The organism is Lentilitoribacter sp. Alg239-R112 (assembly GCF_900537175.1).
Taxonomy (GTDB): Bacteria; Pseudomonadota; Alphaproteobacteria; order Rhizobiales; family Rhizobiaceae; genus Lentilitoribacter.
This window is the reverse complement of sequence record NZ_LS999833.1, coordinates 1,438,116-1,452,201: the sequence shown is the minus strand read 5'-3', so window position 1 is coordinate 1,452,201 and position 14,086 is coordinate 1,438,116. Positions and strand designations below refer to the sequence as shown.

Genomic DNA, 14,086 nt, shown 5'->3' with positions numbered 1-14,086 from the left:
ATCTGCGTGTCATACGAACTTGTATATTTTGCTTTGGTGTTAATAGCAGCCGGAGTTGTAGCTGGTGTACTCGCTGGACTATTTGGTATTGGCGGTGGCGCTGTTCTTGTGCCGGTTTTTTACCAGGCTTTCAGTGCTTGGGGGCTTGATCAGGCAATTGTAATGCATGTGTCTGTTGGAACCTCACTTGCCATTATTGTACCCACCTCAATTCGATCTTTTATGACACACCGGCAAAGCGGTGTCATTGATATGGAAACCCTTAAAAAATGGATCGTGGCCGTACCGATAGGTGTTTTGATTGCTTCATATATTGCTTTCATTGCCTCAGGCGAAGCATTGCGTGCTATTTTTGCATTTATAGCCATCATCGTGGCAATACGCATGATTTTTAATCAGCCGCATTGGCGTTTGGGGAAAGATTTACCAGGTGGGATTTATCGATGGATAGTTGGCGTTATTGTGGGATTGTTATCGGCTCTGATGGGTATCGGCGGCGGTGTGTTGAATAACACATTTATGACACTCTATAATCGGCCAATGCACCAAGCCGTGGCGACATCTTCAGGCGTCGGCGTTCTTATCTCTATTCCTGGTTTAATAGGTTATGTCTGGGCAGGTTGGAGCATTGAGGGCTTGCCGCCATTTTCGACTGGCTTTGTGAATTGGCCCGCCGTTTTATTGATTATTCCGATCACCCTAATGCTGGCACCAGTAGGTGCTAGGCTTGCCCATAGATTGGAGAAACGTCAATTAGAAGTTGGATTTGGTATCTTCTTGCTACTCGTAGCCATAAGGTTTTTCTATAGTCTCGCTTAAGTAGCCTTATGCTTCTTTATTACGTTTTATTTGTTGTCGTCGTGTCACGCGTCGAGGCTTTCTGTCGATTTCTTCCAGTCGAGCGCTCAATACACCCATGATCTCAGTACGTTGTTGTGGTGTATAATCCACCCACTTTGTAATCTCATCGCCCGTGCGCCCACAGCCAAAACAGTAACCTGTTTTTAGATCGATTGAACAAACCAGCGTGCATGGAGATTGTATATTGCTCATTCAATTATTCCTAAGCCAATGATGCAAAACCAAATAATAACGCTGCTTCGCTGATTTGTTGGGTTGCGCCAATTGTATCGCCTGTGTGTCCATTGATTTTTTTATCTGCCAACTTGGTGAATAGGTACACGCATGAGATAGTAAGCGGGATTGCAATTACAATGTTTAAAATATTGTAGCCGAATATGAGCGGCAATGCGATTAGCATGATAGACGCTATCATGTTTTCATTAAACGATCGTTGGGTTGGTATCCCAACTTGTTTTGCAACTCCATCCTGGCGAGCTGGGGGCAGCGATCGCCAATGCCAAACCATAACTGCGCGACTAATACCGGATATTGCGGGGATCAAGATAAAGAGTTGAACGGCGCCTACTTGATCTATGATAGTGCTAAGTGCAACAAACTTTAGTAAGATTGAAAAGATCAGAGCCAAAGTACCGTATGCACCAAGTCTGGAATCGCGCATAATTTCAAGAATATGTTCTTTGTTTCGACCACCCCAAAAACCATCTACACAATCAGATAACCCATCTTCATGTAGGGCGCCTGTTATGAATGTTTGCATTGCAAGCACCAAAACCGCGATGAGCATTTCATTGGTTCCGAATTTACTAAGTAGTGCTGCTATGCAAGCGATTGGTAATGCAATAATTACACCAGAAAGTGCGAACATACCTGATGTTTCGCCCAGACTTCCATCGTCGCCATGGAAATAGCGTGTTGGAACTGGATAGCGACTTAAGAAGCCTATCGAACGCGCTAATCTTTGTAAGTAGTTTTCCATCGAGATCTAACGTCAATAATGTGGTTTTATTTTTTCCGGTACATTCATGTTTGGTGAGGTTGTAATCTGTATAGATGATCATTACTAGCTTCATTAATAATCTTGAATAAGAATGTAGAAATTAAATAGCTCTTGAGTTGGGAGAATAATATGTCTGCAAGTGGTTTGCCTTTTGACGATTTCCGCGAATTAGTACGTAATTTACCGGGGCCCAATTCTCAAGCTGTTGATAATGCGCGAACGCGCGATGGCCAGCTAACCAAGCCGCCAGGTGCATTAGGACGTCTTGAAGAAATCGCACTTTGGCTTGCTGCTTGGACAGGTAGACCGCCCGCCGTTACACGTCCTCTCGTTGCTATATTTGCTGGTAATCACGGTGTGGTGGATCAAGGTGTATCGCCTTTCCCTCAATCTGTGACGGCGCAGATGGTCGAAAATTTTGCTGCGGGAGGTGCTGCAATAAATCAGATTTGTGTTACTCATGATCTTGGTCTTAAGATTTTTGATTTAGCATTGGAGCATCCTACAGCTGATTTCACAAAAGAAGCAGCCTTGGATGAGCAGGCATGCGCGGCAACCATGGCCTTCGGCATGGAGGCTATCGCAGGCGGGACCGATCTGCTTTGTATTGGCGAAATGGGTATTGGCAATACAACTGTGGCATCGGCTATTTACCTGGCTCTATATGGCGGAACAGCCGAGGAATGGGTGGGTCCGGGAACTGGCGCACAAGGTGAGGTTCTTCAACAAAAAATTGAGGCTGTCGAGAAGGCTGTTGATTTGCATAAAGCTCATTTGAACGACCCGTTTGAAATTTTAAGACGATTAGGTGGTCGCGAGATTGCAGCGATGGCTGGCGCAATATTAGCAGCGCGTATGGAATGTATTCCGGTTATCATTGATGGATTCGTTGCAACAGCTGCTGCGGCAGTTCTACATGCTGCGAACCCCAAAGCGCTCGATCATTGTTTGGTTGGACATGTATCTGCGGAACCGGGGCATATTAGGGTTTTGGAGAATATTGGTAAAACACCGTTACTTGCATTGGGTATGCGGTTAGGTGAGGGGACGGGCGCTGCACTTGCCGCTGGAATTGTTAAGGCAGCCGCGCAATGCCATTCTGGAATGGCAACCTTTGATCAAGCTGGTGTAAGCGATAAAGCGTAGGGTTTATCGTGTTCCGACGCGTTTTTTTGTTGAGTTGTTGACGGGCGTTTGCTCAACCGGCGAAATAGACTGCATCACCCGTTTTGCTGGGAATGTGCAAGTTGCTGTCGTTCCGACGCGCAGCTTAGATTTAAGGGTAAAATTGCCTTCATGCTTTTTCATGATTGCTTGCACAATAGGTAGACCTAAACCAGTTCCCTGTTCAGCGCTTTTGATTGCAATTGAACCTTGACCAAATGCAGATAAAACGATTGGGATTTCTTCTTCGGGTATACCTGTTCCATTGTCTGTGATGGAGAGATATTGTCCACCGCCTGCGGTCCATCCAAGTTTGATATTGATCTCACCTTTGCTGGGTGTGAATTTTACTGCATTTGAAAGCAAATTAAGGATGACTTGCCGAATGGATTTTTCATCGGCCCATACCATGGGTAGGCTTTCTTCGAAAAGTTCCACGATACTTATGTCTTTATTGCGAGCCTTCAATTGAACCATTGCGATGCAGTCAGAGCTAATATCTGCTAATGATACAGATTCCTCTGATAGCTCATACCGACCGGCTTCGATACGAGATAAGTCCAGAATCTCATTGATGAGGTTTAACAGATGCTGGCCAGAACTGTGGATATCTCCCATATATTGCACATATTGTGGGTTCTCAATTTTCCCCATAACACCATTTTTCATGATTTCTGAAAAACCAAGTATAGCATTTAGCGGTGTGCGCAATTCATGGCTCATTGATGCTAAGAATCGTGACTTTGCAAGATTTGCCTCTTCGGCTCTTCTGCGCGCTTCATCGGACAAAGAGTTGGCAACTTCTAATTCGGCAATAAGTGCATCTTTTTCAAGTTGATGCTCTAATCGTGCGACATTAGATTGATATAGTTTTCGACTGAGAAGAATAAAAAAACCAGCGGCGAGTAATTGAAACCCTAAATGCCCCACGTCTGCAATTGATTGTGTTCTTATTGCATGGAATGCTAAGACAGAGAGAATTGGTATCACTACATAGTAAACTGCTGCTGATAGCGCCAATGTAGACGTAGCTGTAGTTGCAGTTAAAATAAGTAAGCTGGCAGCAACAAAGAAATAGCCAGATTCCGATGTGAGAAAAGTGGTTTGAAGTGCAAAAAACGCGGACCAAACAAGTCCAATTATAAAATAACTGGCGTAATATCGACGTTGCCAGGTAGTCGTTTTCATATCATTTGGATTTAATTTTGCAGCACTTCGGGCAACCAATGTCAAAATAGTATAGGCAATTGATGCAAATATAGACCACAAAAACGCGTCAATTGTATGTTGTAAATAGTAACTTGCTACAGCGACAGAGATAACCAATATGGGGCCGATAGCTGCGCCTTCAAGCAAACTTTGTGTGTGAAGAACGAGCATTTCGCGCGCATAGTTGTTTTTCACAAATGCTCCGTGCTGCAATTTTTCGCGCTTACTTTTAACAGCATTCATGACAGCTGCATTTGGAATCTTCTGTGTGCGATCCAGTATGTTTTTATCTGCAATCTGCTCGTCGGAGTTTACCATATCAGCTCAACTAATTTTAAATTTGGTCCATTTTAGCGTTAAAAACTTAAGAACTTATTCTACTTTTCTGGCAGTTGGGTTCCAAACTTTGGTTTTTTGGAGCTGTTTGGCACCCTGCATTTGCTTGTTTTTACATTTAGGTTGTGGAAAATGGGTATAAACATGTTTTTTACCTCACAAACTATCCGAACTAAATCTTGCATAGATGCTATGTATGCTTAACTCATGTTTGGGAAACTATAAGAGTTTAAGTATGGATCGTCTCGACCGGAAGATATTGCGCTTACTACAAGAAGACACAACTTTAGCTGTCGCAGATATTGCGAAAAAGGTTGGCCTGTCGACAACACCATGTTGGCGGCGCATTCAGAAGCTGGAAGAAGACGGAGTTATTCGTCGTCGTGTGGCATTGCTTGATGCTGATAAGGTGAATGTCAAGGTCACCGTATTTGTGTTTATTCGCACGAATTCCCACAGTACGGAATGGCTAAAACGCTTTTCAGAAGTGATCGTAGATTTTCCAGAGATTGTTGAATTCTATAGAATGAGTGGAGATGTGGATTATCTGTTGCGTGTCGTCGTTCCCGATATCACAGCTTATGACGAGTTTTATCGTCGACTTATTGAGCGGATAGAAATTCGTGATGTGAGTTCGGCTTTTGCTATGGAAAAAATCAAATACACAACAGAGTTACCGCTTGATTATATGCCGGTGGAACATGGGCGTTCCACCGACTAACTTTATGTCTAATTATTTTTCAAACTTCTCAAGCCGCGCAAGAAGTGAAGACGTATCCCATCTATTGCCACCCATCGCTTGAACGTCACTGTAGAATTGATCTATGAGGGCTGTAATGGGTAAGCTTACGCCATTATCTTTGGCTTGATCCAATACAATTCCAAGGTCTTTACGCATCCAGTCAACCGCAAACCCATGCTCATATTCGCCGCTATTCATTGTCTTATAGCGGTTTTCCATTTGCCATGAACCAGCTGCACCTTTTGAAATAACATCGATAACCTTTTCAATATCAAGGCCTGCTTTTTTGCCAAAATTTATCCCCTCTGAAAGCCCCTGCACCAAGCCTGCAATACAGATTTGATTGACCATCTTAGTGATTTGCCCTGCGCCAACTTCACCCATGTGACCAACCATTTTGGCATAATTTTGGATGACTGGTTCTGCTTCATTGAAAGTCTTTTCATCACCGCCAACCATGACCGTGAGTGCACCATTTTCAGCGCCGGCTTGCCCGCCAGAAATAGGCGCATCGAGAAAACCACACCCTTGTTTTTTGCATGCTTGTGCGAGCTCTTTGGCTACGTTGGCTGATGCTGTTGTGTTGTCAATGAGGATGCTTCCTGACTTCATACCATTTAGCACGCCTGTTTCATCAATCGTAACGGATCGTAAGTCATCATCATTTCCAACGCATGTAAAAATGAAATCGGCATCTTTTGCCGCTTCCGCTGGGGTGTCGGCGCTTGAACCGCCGAACTCGTCAGCCCATTTTTTTGCCTTTGCGGATGTTCGATTATAAACGCAAACATCGTGTCCACCTTTGGTTTTCAGGTGTCCTGCCATTGGGTAGCCCATAACGCCAAGACCGATAAATGCTACTTTTGCCATTCTAATTCCTTTAGTTTGAATTCAGTTTATGATTTTTGCATCAAAACAAGATGTCCGAAAATCGGGTTTCCTTGTTCGTGACGAACAATAATTTCTTTGGAAGTATGGATTTCTAACCGGTGCTCTCTAAATACATTTTCAACGTAGTCGAGTTGATGTGCAAATCGTTGAAATTTTCCAACTGTATAATTCTGCCCGGCAAAGTCATCGTGCGGCAGTGTTTCGGTTGAAAAAATACAGTGGCTATTAGAGGTGAGGTTGCTTGAGATACCTTTAGCAAACTGTTCCAAATCACCTAGGTAGGGCAGCACATCTGCAGCGCAAATCAGGTTCCACGGGTTTTCGTCATTATCGAGTAGATAATCTTCAACATCTGCCACATATAGCGCGTCATATACGTCTCGATCATAGGCGATTTCGAGCATGTTTTCGGATAGATCAACGCCAATTATATTAGATCTCTCGGATACAAGTTTTACCCCCATGAGACCCGTACCGCAGCCTAGATCCAGAACTCTGGCAACGCCTGATATCCCGTGTTCAGTTAACATTTTGGCTGCGAGCTTTGGAACATCATAGCCAAGATCATCAACCAGCACTTTGTCGAACACGTTTGCATGTTGATCAAAGAGCGTTGCGACATAGGCTTGAGGCGCTCGTTTGGGTGCTTCTGCCTTACCCATGCTTGCTATCCTTACCGCAGCACCACCATGATCGGAGGGGTCAATTTCCAGCACTTTCTCATAGGCCTTAGCTGCATCATCAACTTGACCGGATTTTTCCAGTTCAAGTGCTTTGTTGTAAGCTTCCGCTAGTTTTTCTTCGTCCATACTAAATGCCTGATTTACCAGTTTTGGGGGAGTTGAGTTAGTCGATTTTATTTGTTGAACTTGCTTCTACAAATATCACATAACACGTATTTAATAGAGCTATTATACTTGTACCGAGCATGAATGCGACCAGGGGTAATGGTCCAGACTCGATCGTAAGGATGGAGGTGACGTAAGCTGCCATAATAGAACCGCCGCCAACCATAACTGCGCCGCCCAGACCTGACGCCGAGCCTGCCAATTTTGGTCTGATGCTCACCATTCCTGCGTTGGCGTTTGGTAGCGTCAGACCATTACCAATACCAACGAAAAACATGAATCCAAAAAATGAAGCTGCGCTTGCGTGTCCAATCAGTATGATGATGATAGATCCGCTTAACCCGATACATGACACCATGCCACCAAGCACCATCATCTTATTGATACCCATGCGTGTTGAGAACCGACCACTTGCGAAATTCCCCAAAAGGTAACCTGTGGCAATGAACAGAAAAAACGAACCAAATTCGGTTGGGTTTAGATGAAAATGTTCAGTTGCCACGAACGGTCCTCCGCCCAGTAGCGAAAAATACGCACCGGATGTAAAGCTTGCCGTTAAGGTATAACCCCAAAAACGTCGGGATTTCAAAAGTTCAGGGTAGCTGCCTATTTGCTCCATAAATGAATTGGACTTGTGGACATTTGTTTCGCCCAAATCGAGGTAAACAACAACAAGGCACATTCCGCCAAAGGCTATCATGGCGGCGAAAATTGCCTGCCAGCCAAAATATTGATCTAACAAGCCGCCAACGAGCGGGCTGAACATGGGTACAACCATCATGCCGACTGTAACATATCCGAGCATGGATGCAGCTTTTTCTGTGCTGTACAAATCCCTCACAATTGCGCGAGACAGCACAATTCCTGTGGCTGATGAAGTTTGTAGGATGCGACCTAGAAGGAAGATTTCGATATTAGGTGCGATCATGCAAATGATTGATGCCAAGACGAATATGCATAATCCCGCTAATATGACAGGTCGCCGCCCAAACCTGTCTGAAAGAGGTCCGAAAAAAATCTGTAACAGGCCTGTCATGGCTAGATAACCGGTGACGGTTAACTGCATGACAGAATAATCTGTCTTAAAATACTCCGTCATAGAAGGCAAAGCAGGAAGAAGCATGTTCATGCTTAGAACTGAAATACTAGCTACAACAACGAGCGTGAATATGCTTGGCGGTCTGCCTCGGTTTAAGAAGTTTTTTGAGCTCATCTTATTTTGCAATACTTAGTGTGAGCTCTCGGGATGAGCCCAATAATTTAACCACCGGTTACGCTCATATGTCGGCTTACCGCGGGGCGTTTTGTGTTTCGATCAATGATGAAATCGTGACCTTTAGGTTTTCTACCTATGGCCTCGTCGATAGCGTTCGATGTCAGCTCATTACCTTCTGATGCCCTTAATGGTTCTCTTAAGTCTGCGGCATCGTCTTGGCCCAAACATAAATATAAAGTGCCTGTGCACGTTAGCCGGACTCTATTGCAGCTCTCGCAGAAGTTATGCGTAAGTGGTGTTATGAACCCTAATTTTCCACCAGTTTCCTTGATCGACACATATCTCGCAGGGCCACCAGTTTTAAAAGGAATATCTTCCAATGTATATTGATTAGAGAGATTAGATCGAACTTTTGAAAGTGGGAGATATTGATCGGTTCGGTCTTCGTCGATTTCGCCCATAGGCATAGTCTCGATGATGGTCATGTCCATATCTCGACCATGTGCCCATTCGATCATCTTCGGAAGTTCATCATCATTAAAGCCTTTCAGCGCTACCGCGTTGATTTTGACTTTCAAACCTGATTCTTGCGCTGCATCAATGCCTTGAATGACACGGTTAACATCACCCCAACGGGTAATCGCTTTAAATTTGTCGGCGTCAAGCGTGTCCAGTGATACATTTATTCGTCTCATCCCAGCCGAGAACAAATCCTTCGAAAACCTGTGGAGCTGTGAGCCATTCGTTGTAATTGTCAGTTCTTCAAGCTTCCCGCTTTCGAGGTGGCGGCCAAGACTATTTATAAATTGCATGATGTTTTTGCGGACTAGCGGTTCGCCGCCTGTCAAACGCAGCCTTCTAACGCCTTTGCCAATAAAAATGGTACAGAGGCGATCCAGCTCTTCCAAGGTAAGTAGGTCTTTTTTAGGCAAAAATGTCATATTTTCCGACATGCAATATGTGCAACGGAAATCACACCTGTCGGTTACAGAGACGCGGAGATAATCAACCATTCGACCGAATGGATCAATCATATTAGCAGCATTGGATGCGTTAGAGGCAGTTACTGGCGCCTGAGACATTGTTTTATCCTATTTCGAGATAAGTCAATCTGAACCCGAAATGTTCTTGCGTCAAATGATTTTTGTGTAGGTAACGGCGTCAAGGCCTACTCAGTTGCCCCTGTCGCGAAACCTGTTGGTTATTGGATAACGCCGATCTCGTCCAAAGTTCTTTTTGGTGATTTTTACACCTGGAGCAGACTGCCGGCGTTTGTACTCCGCAATATAAAGCAAATGCTCAATTCGATGTACAACGGCTTCCTCATGACCTCTGGCGACAATGTCATCCGTAGCCATTTCTTTTTCAACCAAGCACTCTAAAATATCATCCAGAGCAGGGTATGGCGGTAGTGAATCTTGGTCCGTCTGATCAGGTCGAAGTTCAGCTGAGGGCGCTTTGTCAATGATGGAGGTCGGAATGACTTCTCCTGAAGGCCCCAATGCCCCTGGGGGTACTTGCGTATTTCTCCAACGAGAAAGCTCATAGACCTGCATTTTATAGATGTCTTTAATTGGGTTAAAGCCACCGTTCATATCGCCATAGAGCGTGGCATAACCAACGGACATTTCTGATTTGTTGCCAGTTGTGACAACCATCGATCCAAATTTATTGGAGATAGCCATCAAAATGGTTCCGCGAGTTCTGCTTTGTAAGTTCTCTTCGGTGATACCTTCATCGGTCCCGTCAAACATTTCACTTAAGTTTGATAAGAACCCTTGAACAGGTTCTTCAATTTGAACGATATCATAGCGGCAACCTAACGCTTTTGCGCAATCTGCTGCATCTTCTAAAGATAATTCAGATGTGTAACGATAGGGCATCATGACGGCGCGTAAGCGCTCTTCACCCAATGCATCAACAGCCAAGGCAGCGCAAATTGCGGAATCGATACCGCCTGAGAGGCCTAGAACGACGTTCTTGAATCCATTCTTATTCACATAGTCCCTAAGGCCATGCATGCAGGCGCGATAGTCTGCCTCTTCGCCATCTGGAATAACTGAGTTAGGGCCGTTTGAGCAGAGCCAAACGTCGTCTTCTCGTTTCCAAGTGCTAATGCTGACAGTTTCTTCAAACTGACTCATCTGGAAGGCAAGGCTTTTATCAGCATTGAAGGCAAAGCTAGCACCATCGAAAATTAGCTCATCCTGCCCACCAAACTGATTGGCGTAGATCATTGGAAGTTCGCATTCGATGACCTGCTTTAAAACAACTTGATGCCGAACATCTAATTTTCCTCGATAATAGGGAGATCCATTGGGAGATAATAGTATTTCAGCACCGGTTTCGGCGAGCGTTTCGCATACACCAAGATCACCCCAAATATCTTCACAAATGGGAATGCCAATTCGTACACCACGAAAATTGATAGGGCCGGGCATATCGCCTGCATCAAACACCCGTTTTTCATCAAACTCGCCGTAGTTTGGCAGATCGACTTTATCGCGAATTGCAATAATTTCACCATCATCAATAACAGCTATGGAGTTATGTCGTCTCTCACCATTCTGGCGTGGATATCCGATAATAATTCCGGGCCCACCATCTGCAGTTATCGCGCAAATTTCCTGCAATGCGTCATCGCATGCTTTTAAAAAGGAAGGCTTGAGAACCAAATCTTCTGGCGGGTATCCGGATAAGAATAATTCTGTGAAAAGAACCAGATCAGCCTTATGTCGGACAGCGTCGTCATAGGCAGTTTTTGCCTTTTCTACGTTACCTGAAAGATCCCCAACAGTTGGGTTTAATTGTGCAGTTGCTATACGCAGGATATCGAGTGGTTTTGTCATGAATCTGATTTAACGATCTTGGAGATAAACAACAAGTACTTGAAGTATCTATCCGGTAGAATATTTGTTTATCTAATCTTGCTGGCAACATTTAGTTGCAGTTAGGGTTATGGTGTTTTGAGGATAGGCGGAGGGCCATCATATTGTGGTAATCCATCAGATATATCGTAAAAACGACTTCTGTCTTTGCAGAAGATGTGTTCGGTGATTTTGACGTTGATAGGTCTGTCAAATGCGCCAGCTAGAATAGATGTTCTATCCAATTCATTGTGTTTCCAAAACAACGTTGACCCGCAAGTTCTACAGAACCCGCGTTTTGCGGCCTCCGACGCCGAATACCAAGTTATGTGTTCTGCGCCATTGATGATTAAATCGGCGTCTTTTGCTTCTGTTGCCGCAAAATATAGTCCACTTTGTTTGCGACATTGACTACAGTGACATGCCATAATGTCGCGTAAATTTCCCTTGATAGAAAATGTGACCTGGCCGCAGTTGCAGCTTCCAGCATGTATTTCAGCCATAATATGCTCCTGTTTAAATCTGAAGTCACACTATCGCAAAATGAAACCCAAATAGAAGTTATTTTGGGGTTCGTGAAGTTTTACAATGTATTGAGGTCCGCATTACTTCTGCATCGGCACGAACGCTCTAAACAAAGTATAGCGGCTTAGTTAGTCAGTAGTTTTTTGATAAGCTCCATTCGAGCGATTGTGTAAATGGAGTCCATATTCCCATGATTAGACCGGCCTCGCGGAGTGCTTCTCCTGTCCAAACATTACAACTATAAAATATGTGATATTTTGGTGCCGCTTTGAAGAATACATCCCCAAATCCATGGGATGCATTTATCACTAATTCGCTCTGCCCTGCCGCATTGTAATAAAACGTATTGGCTATAAATTTTAGGAGTTTCTCAAAATGAATTTCATCCAATGTTATTGCTTTTAGAGCACTGTTTTCTAACTCTTTATTATAAGGCTGAACATGGATCACAGAATCGTCAAAAAAGAGAGATTTAGCCAAAATTGAAGCTGACATGTCGGTTAATTCTAGTAAACTTGTGTAGGCCGTTTTTGATCCCCAGCCTATAATTAGATATTGAGAATCTATCAGTTTGTTAGGAAAATCCTCTGATTTAATAGGGAGCTTGGACAATATTTGATCACTTATGGGGACAATTATATCGCTGTGAAACCCGTTTGATGACACGTAAATTTTTTGCCCTTGGGGGGCTTCTTTCAAGTTGTAATTATCCGATATCCATACAGCACCAATGATAGCAAAGGCGCCATAGATTAAAATGCTTGCCCCACAATAAGCGGCGCCTAATGAGAGCTTTTTACAAACCCAAAATATGTGTGATTTTTTAAACAATTCTGAGCAGCTTTCCGATGAATGTAATGCTGTCTACCAATAATCATCGTCATAGTGGTCAAAATACGATGCATCTCTATTTTCTTACAACGCAGGTTGGACTGCTGCAAAATAAAACCCCGAAATGACATGCATTTCGGGGTTCGTAAAGTTTAGTAATATGAATTGGATTATGCCGTTGCTGCGTCCGTGATGATTTTTGAACCTTCCTTCATGCGTTCAGCAACAAGGAAAGCAAGTTCAAGCGCTTGTTCGGCATTCAAACGCGGGTCACAATGTGTGTGATAGCGTTCAGACAGATCATCACCAGAAAGTGCACGTGCACCGCCCGTACATTCGGTAACGTTTTTGCCAGTCATTTCAACATGGATGCCGCCGGCATGTGTGCCTTCAGCGTGATGAACGTCGAAGAATGTTTCAACTTCTGTCAAAATCCGGTCGAATGGACGTGTTTTATATCCAGACATTGAGATTGTATTGCCGTGCATTGGATCACATGACCAAACAACTTTTTTGCCTTCACGTTCGACGGCACGAATAAGTTTTGGAAGGTGATCTGCAACCTTATCATGACCAAAACGCGCAATAAGCGTCAGGCGACCAGCTTCATTTTCCGGATTTAGAATATCAATAAGTTCGATAAGTTCTTCTGGATCCAAAGATGGGCCACATTTCAGCCCAAGCGGGTTTTTAATTCCGCGGCAGAATTCAACATGGGCGTGGTCTGGTTGGCGTGTTCTGTCGCCAATCCAAATCATGTGACCTGACGTAGCGTAATAGTCACCAGTTGTGGAATCGATACGTGTCAGTGCTTGTTCATAGCCAAGAAGTAACGCCTCATGACTTGTGAAAAACTCTGTTTCGCTCAGGGCAGGGTGCGTTTCAGGTGTAATGCCAATCGCCTTCATGAAGTTGATTGATTCCGAAATACGATTGGCAAGTTTCATATAGCGCTCTGATTGCGGGCTGCCATTCGCAAAGCCAAGCATCCAGCTGTGAACATTGACGAGGTTTGCATAACCACCCTGCGCGAACGCACGCAGAAGATTGAGTGTCGCTGCTGATTGACGATATGCCATAACCTGACGCTCTGGATCAGGAACACGAGCTTCCTCATTAAACTCGATACCATTGATGATGTCACCGCGATAACTTGGTAGTTCCACGCCATCTTTTGTTTCAGTATTGCTTGAACGGGGTTTTGCAAACTGGCCAGCAATCCGACCAACTTTTATAACAGGGCTTTGTGCGCCATAAGTCAGCACCGCGGACATCTGCAAAAATGCACGGAAAAAGTCACGAATATTATCACCTTCATGCTCAGCAAATGCTTCTGCACAATCTCCGCCTTGTAGGAGAAATGCTTCGCCATTCGCGACCTTCGCAAGATTATTTTTAAGCGCGCGCGCTTCACCTGCAAAAACAAGCGGTGGAAATTTTGATAAACGGGCTTCTGTTTCTTCCAGCTTTGTTTGCTCTGGATAGTCTGGCACCTGCAAAATTGGCTTGTTGCGCCAGCTGGTTGGGTTCCAGTTTTGTGCCATGATGTATACCTATCTACTCTCAAATTAACAATTTCTTGCAGCTTATAGCGCT

Annotated in this window: 14 protein-coding genes; 3 read left to right on the top strand and 11 right to left on the bottom strand. The window is 44.2% G+C overall.

Annotation, left to right across the window (positions count from 1 at the left end):
* Nucleotides 1-6 precede the first annotated feature (6 nt).
* The gene (locus G3W54_RS07410; protein WP_244627853.1) at nucleotides 7-819 is read left to right on the top strand and encodes a sulfite exporter TauE/SafE family protein; all 813 of its coding nucleotides are present in this window, start codon (nucleotides 7-9) and stop codon (nucleotides 817-819) included.
* Nucleotides 820-825: 6 nt separating this feature from the next.
* On the opposite strand, the gene G3W54_RS07405 is transcribed toward G3W54_RS07410, so the two are convergent.
* Entirely contained in the window at nucleotides 826-1,053 is a 228-nt protein-coding gene (locus G3W54_RS07405) for a DUF1289 domain-containing protein (protein ID WP_162652449.1), read from the bottom strand.
* 10 nt (nucleotides 1,054-1,063) lie between these two features.
* Nucleotides 1,064-1,840 (bottom strand): adenosylcobinamide-GDP ribazoletransferase, encoded by a 777-nt coding sequence (gene cobS, locus G3W54_RS07400; RefSeq protein WP_162652448.1) that lies wholly within the window; start codon nucleotides 1,838-1,840, stop codon nucleotides 1,064-1,066.
* A gap of 150 nt (nucleotides 1,841-1,990) precedes the next feature.
* Between cobS and cobT the strand changes: the two genes are divergently transcribed.
* Nucleotides 1,991-3,007, top strand: a complete 1,017-nt coding sequence (gene cobT, locus G3W54_RS07395; RefSeq protein WP_162652447.1) for a nicotinate-nucleotide--dimethylbenzimidazole phosphoribosyltransferase — start codon at nucleotides 1,991-1,993, stop codon at nucleotides 3,005-3,007.
* A 3-nt stretch (nucleotides 3,008-3,010) separates the two neighbouring features.
* Here the strand turns inward: cobT and G3W54_RS07390 are convergent, their stop codons facing one another.
* Entirely contained in the window at nucleotides 3,011-4,552 is a 1,542-nt protein-coding gene (locus tag G3W54_RS07390; RefSeq protein WP_162652446.1) for a HAMP domain-containing sensor histidine kinase, read from the bottom strand.
* 253 nt (nucleotides 4,553-4,805) lie between these two features.
* On the opposite strand from G3W54_RS07390, the gene G3W54_RS07385 reads away from it, so the two are divergent.
* The gene (locus G3W54_RS07385) at nucleotides 4,806-5,291 is read left to right on the top strand and encodes an Lrp/AsnC family transcriptional regulator (protein ID WP_162652445.1); all 486 of its coding nucleotides are present in this window, start codon (nucleotides 4,806-4,808) and stop codon (nucleotides 5,289-5,291) included.
* A gap of 12 nt (nucleotides 5,292-5,303) precedes the next feature.
* On the opposite strand, the gene G3W54_RS07380 is transcribed toward G3W54_RS07385, so the two are convergent.
* The 8 genes from G3W54_RS07380 to G3W54_RS07345 all read right to left on the bottom strand — a co-directional run bounded on the left by G3W54_RS07380 (nucleotide 5,304) and on the right by G3W54_RS07345 (nucleotide 14,034).
* On the bottom strand, nucleotides 5,304-6,182 hold the full coding sequence (locus tag G3W54_RS07380) for an NAD(P)-dependent oxidoreductase (protein ID WP_162652444.1): 879 nt from the start codon (nucleotides 6,180-6,182) through the stop codon (nucleotides 5,304-5,306).
* Between the two features lie 26 nt (nucleotides 6,183-6,208).
* Nucleotides 6,209-7,012 (bottom strand): methyltransferase domain-containing protein, encoded by an 804-nt coding sequence (locus tag G3W54_RS07375; RefSeq protein ID WP_162652443.1) that lies wholly within the window; start codon nucleotides 7,010-7,012, stop codon nucleotides 6,209-6,211.
* Nucleotides 7,013-7,049: 37 nt separating this feature from the next.
* On the bottom strand, nucleotides 7,050-8,264 hold the full coding sequence (locus G3W54_RS07370) for a multidrug effflux MFS transporter (protein WP_162652442.1): 1,215 nt from the start codon (nucleotides 8,262-8,264) through the stop codon (nucleotides 7,050-7,052).
* A 47-nt stretch (nucleotides 8,265-8,311) separates the two neighbouring features.
* A complete protein-coding gene (gene moaA / locus G3W54_RS07365; RefSeq protein ID WP_162652441.1) occupies nucleotides 8,312-9,349 on the bottom strand; it encodes a GTP 3',8-cyclase MoaA in 1,038 nt (345 codons plus the stop codon).
* Between the two features lie 90 nt (nucleotides 9,350-9,439).
* On the bottom strand, nucleotides 9,440-11,116 hold the full coding sequence (locus G3W54_RS07360) for an NAD+ synthase (RefSeq protein WP_162652440.1): 1,677 nt from the start codon (nucleotides 11,114-11,116) through the stop codon (nucleotides 9,440-9,442).
* 107 nt (nucleotides 11,117-11,223) lie between these two features.
* A complete protein-coding gene (locus tag G3W54_RS07355; protein ID WP_162652439.1) occupies nucleotides 11,224-11,637 on the bottom strand; it encodes a GFA family protein in 414 nt (137 codons plus the stop codon).
* Between the two features lie 154 nt (nucleotides 11,638-11,791).
* The gene (locus G3W54_RS07350; RefSeq protein ID WP_162652438.1) at nucleotides 11,792-12,490 is read right to left on the bottom strand and encodes a TIGR02117 family protein; all 699 of its coding nucleotides are present in this window, start codon (nucleotides 12,488-12,490) and stop codon (nucleotides 11,792-11,794) included.
* A gap of 170 nt (nucleotides 12,491-12,660) precedes the next feature.
* Nucleotides 12,661-14,034, bottom strand: coding sequence for a 3-deoxy-7-phosphoheptulonate synthase class II (locus G3W54_RS07345; RefSeq protein ID WP_162652437.1), 1,374 nt, complete (start codon nucleotides 14,032-14,034; stop codon nucleotides 12,661-12,663).
* Between the last annotated feature and the right edge of the window lie 52 nt (nucleotides 14,035-14,086).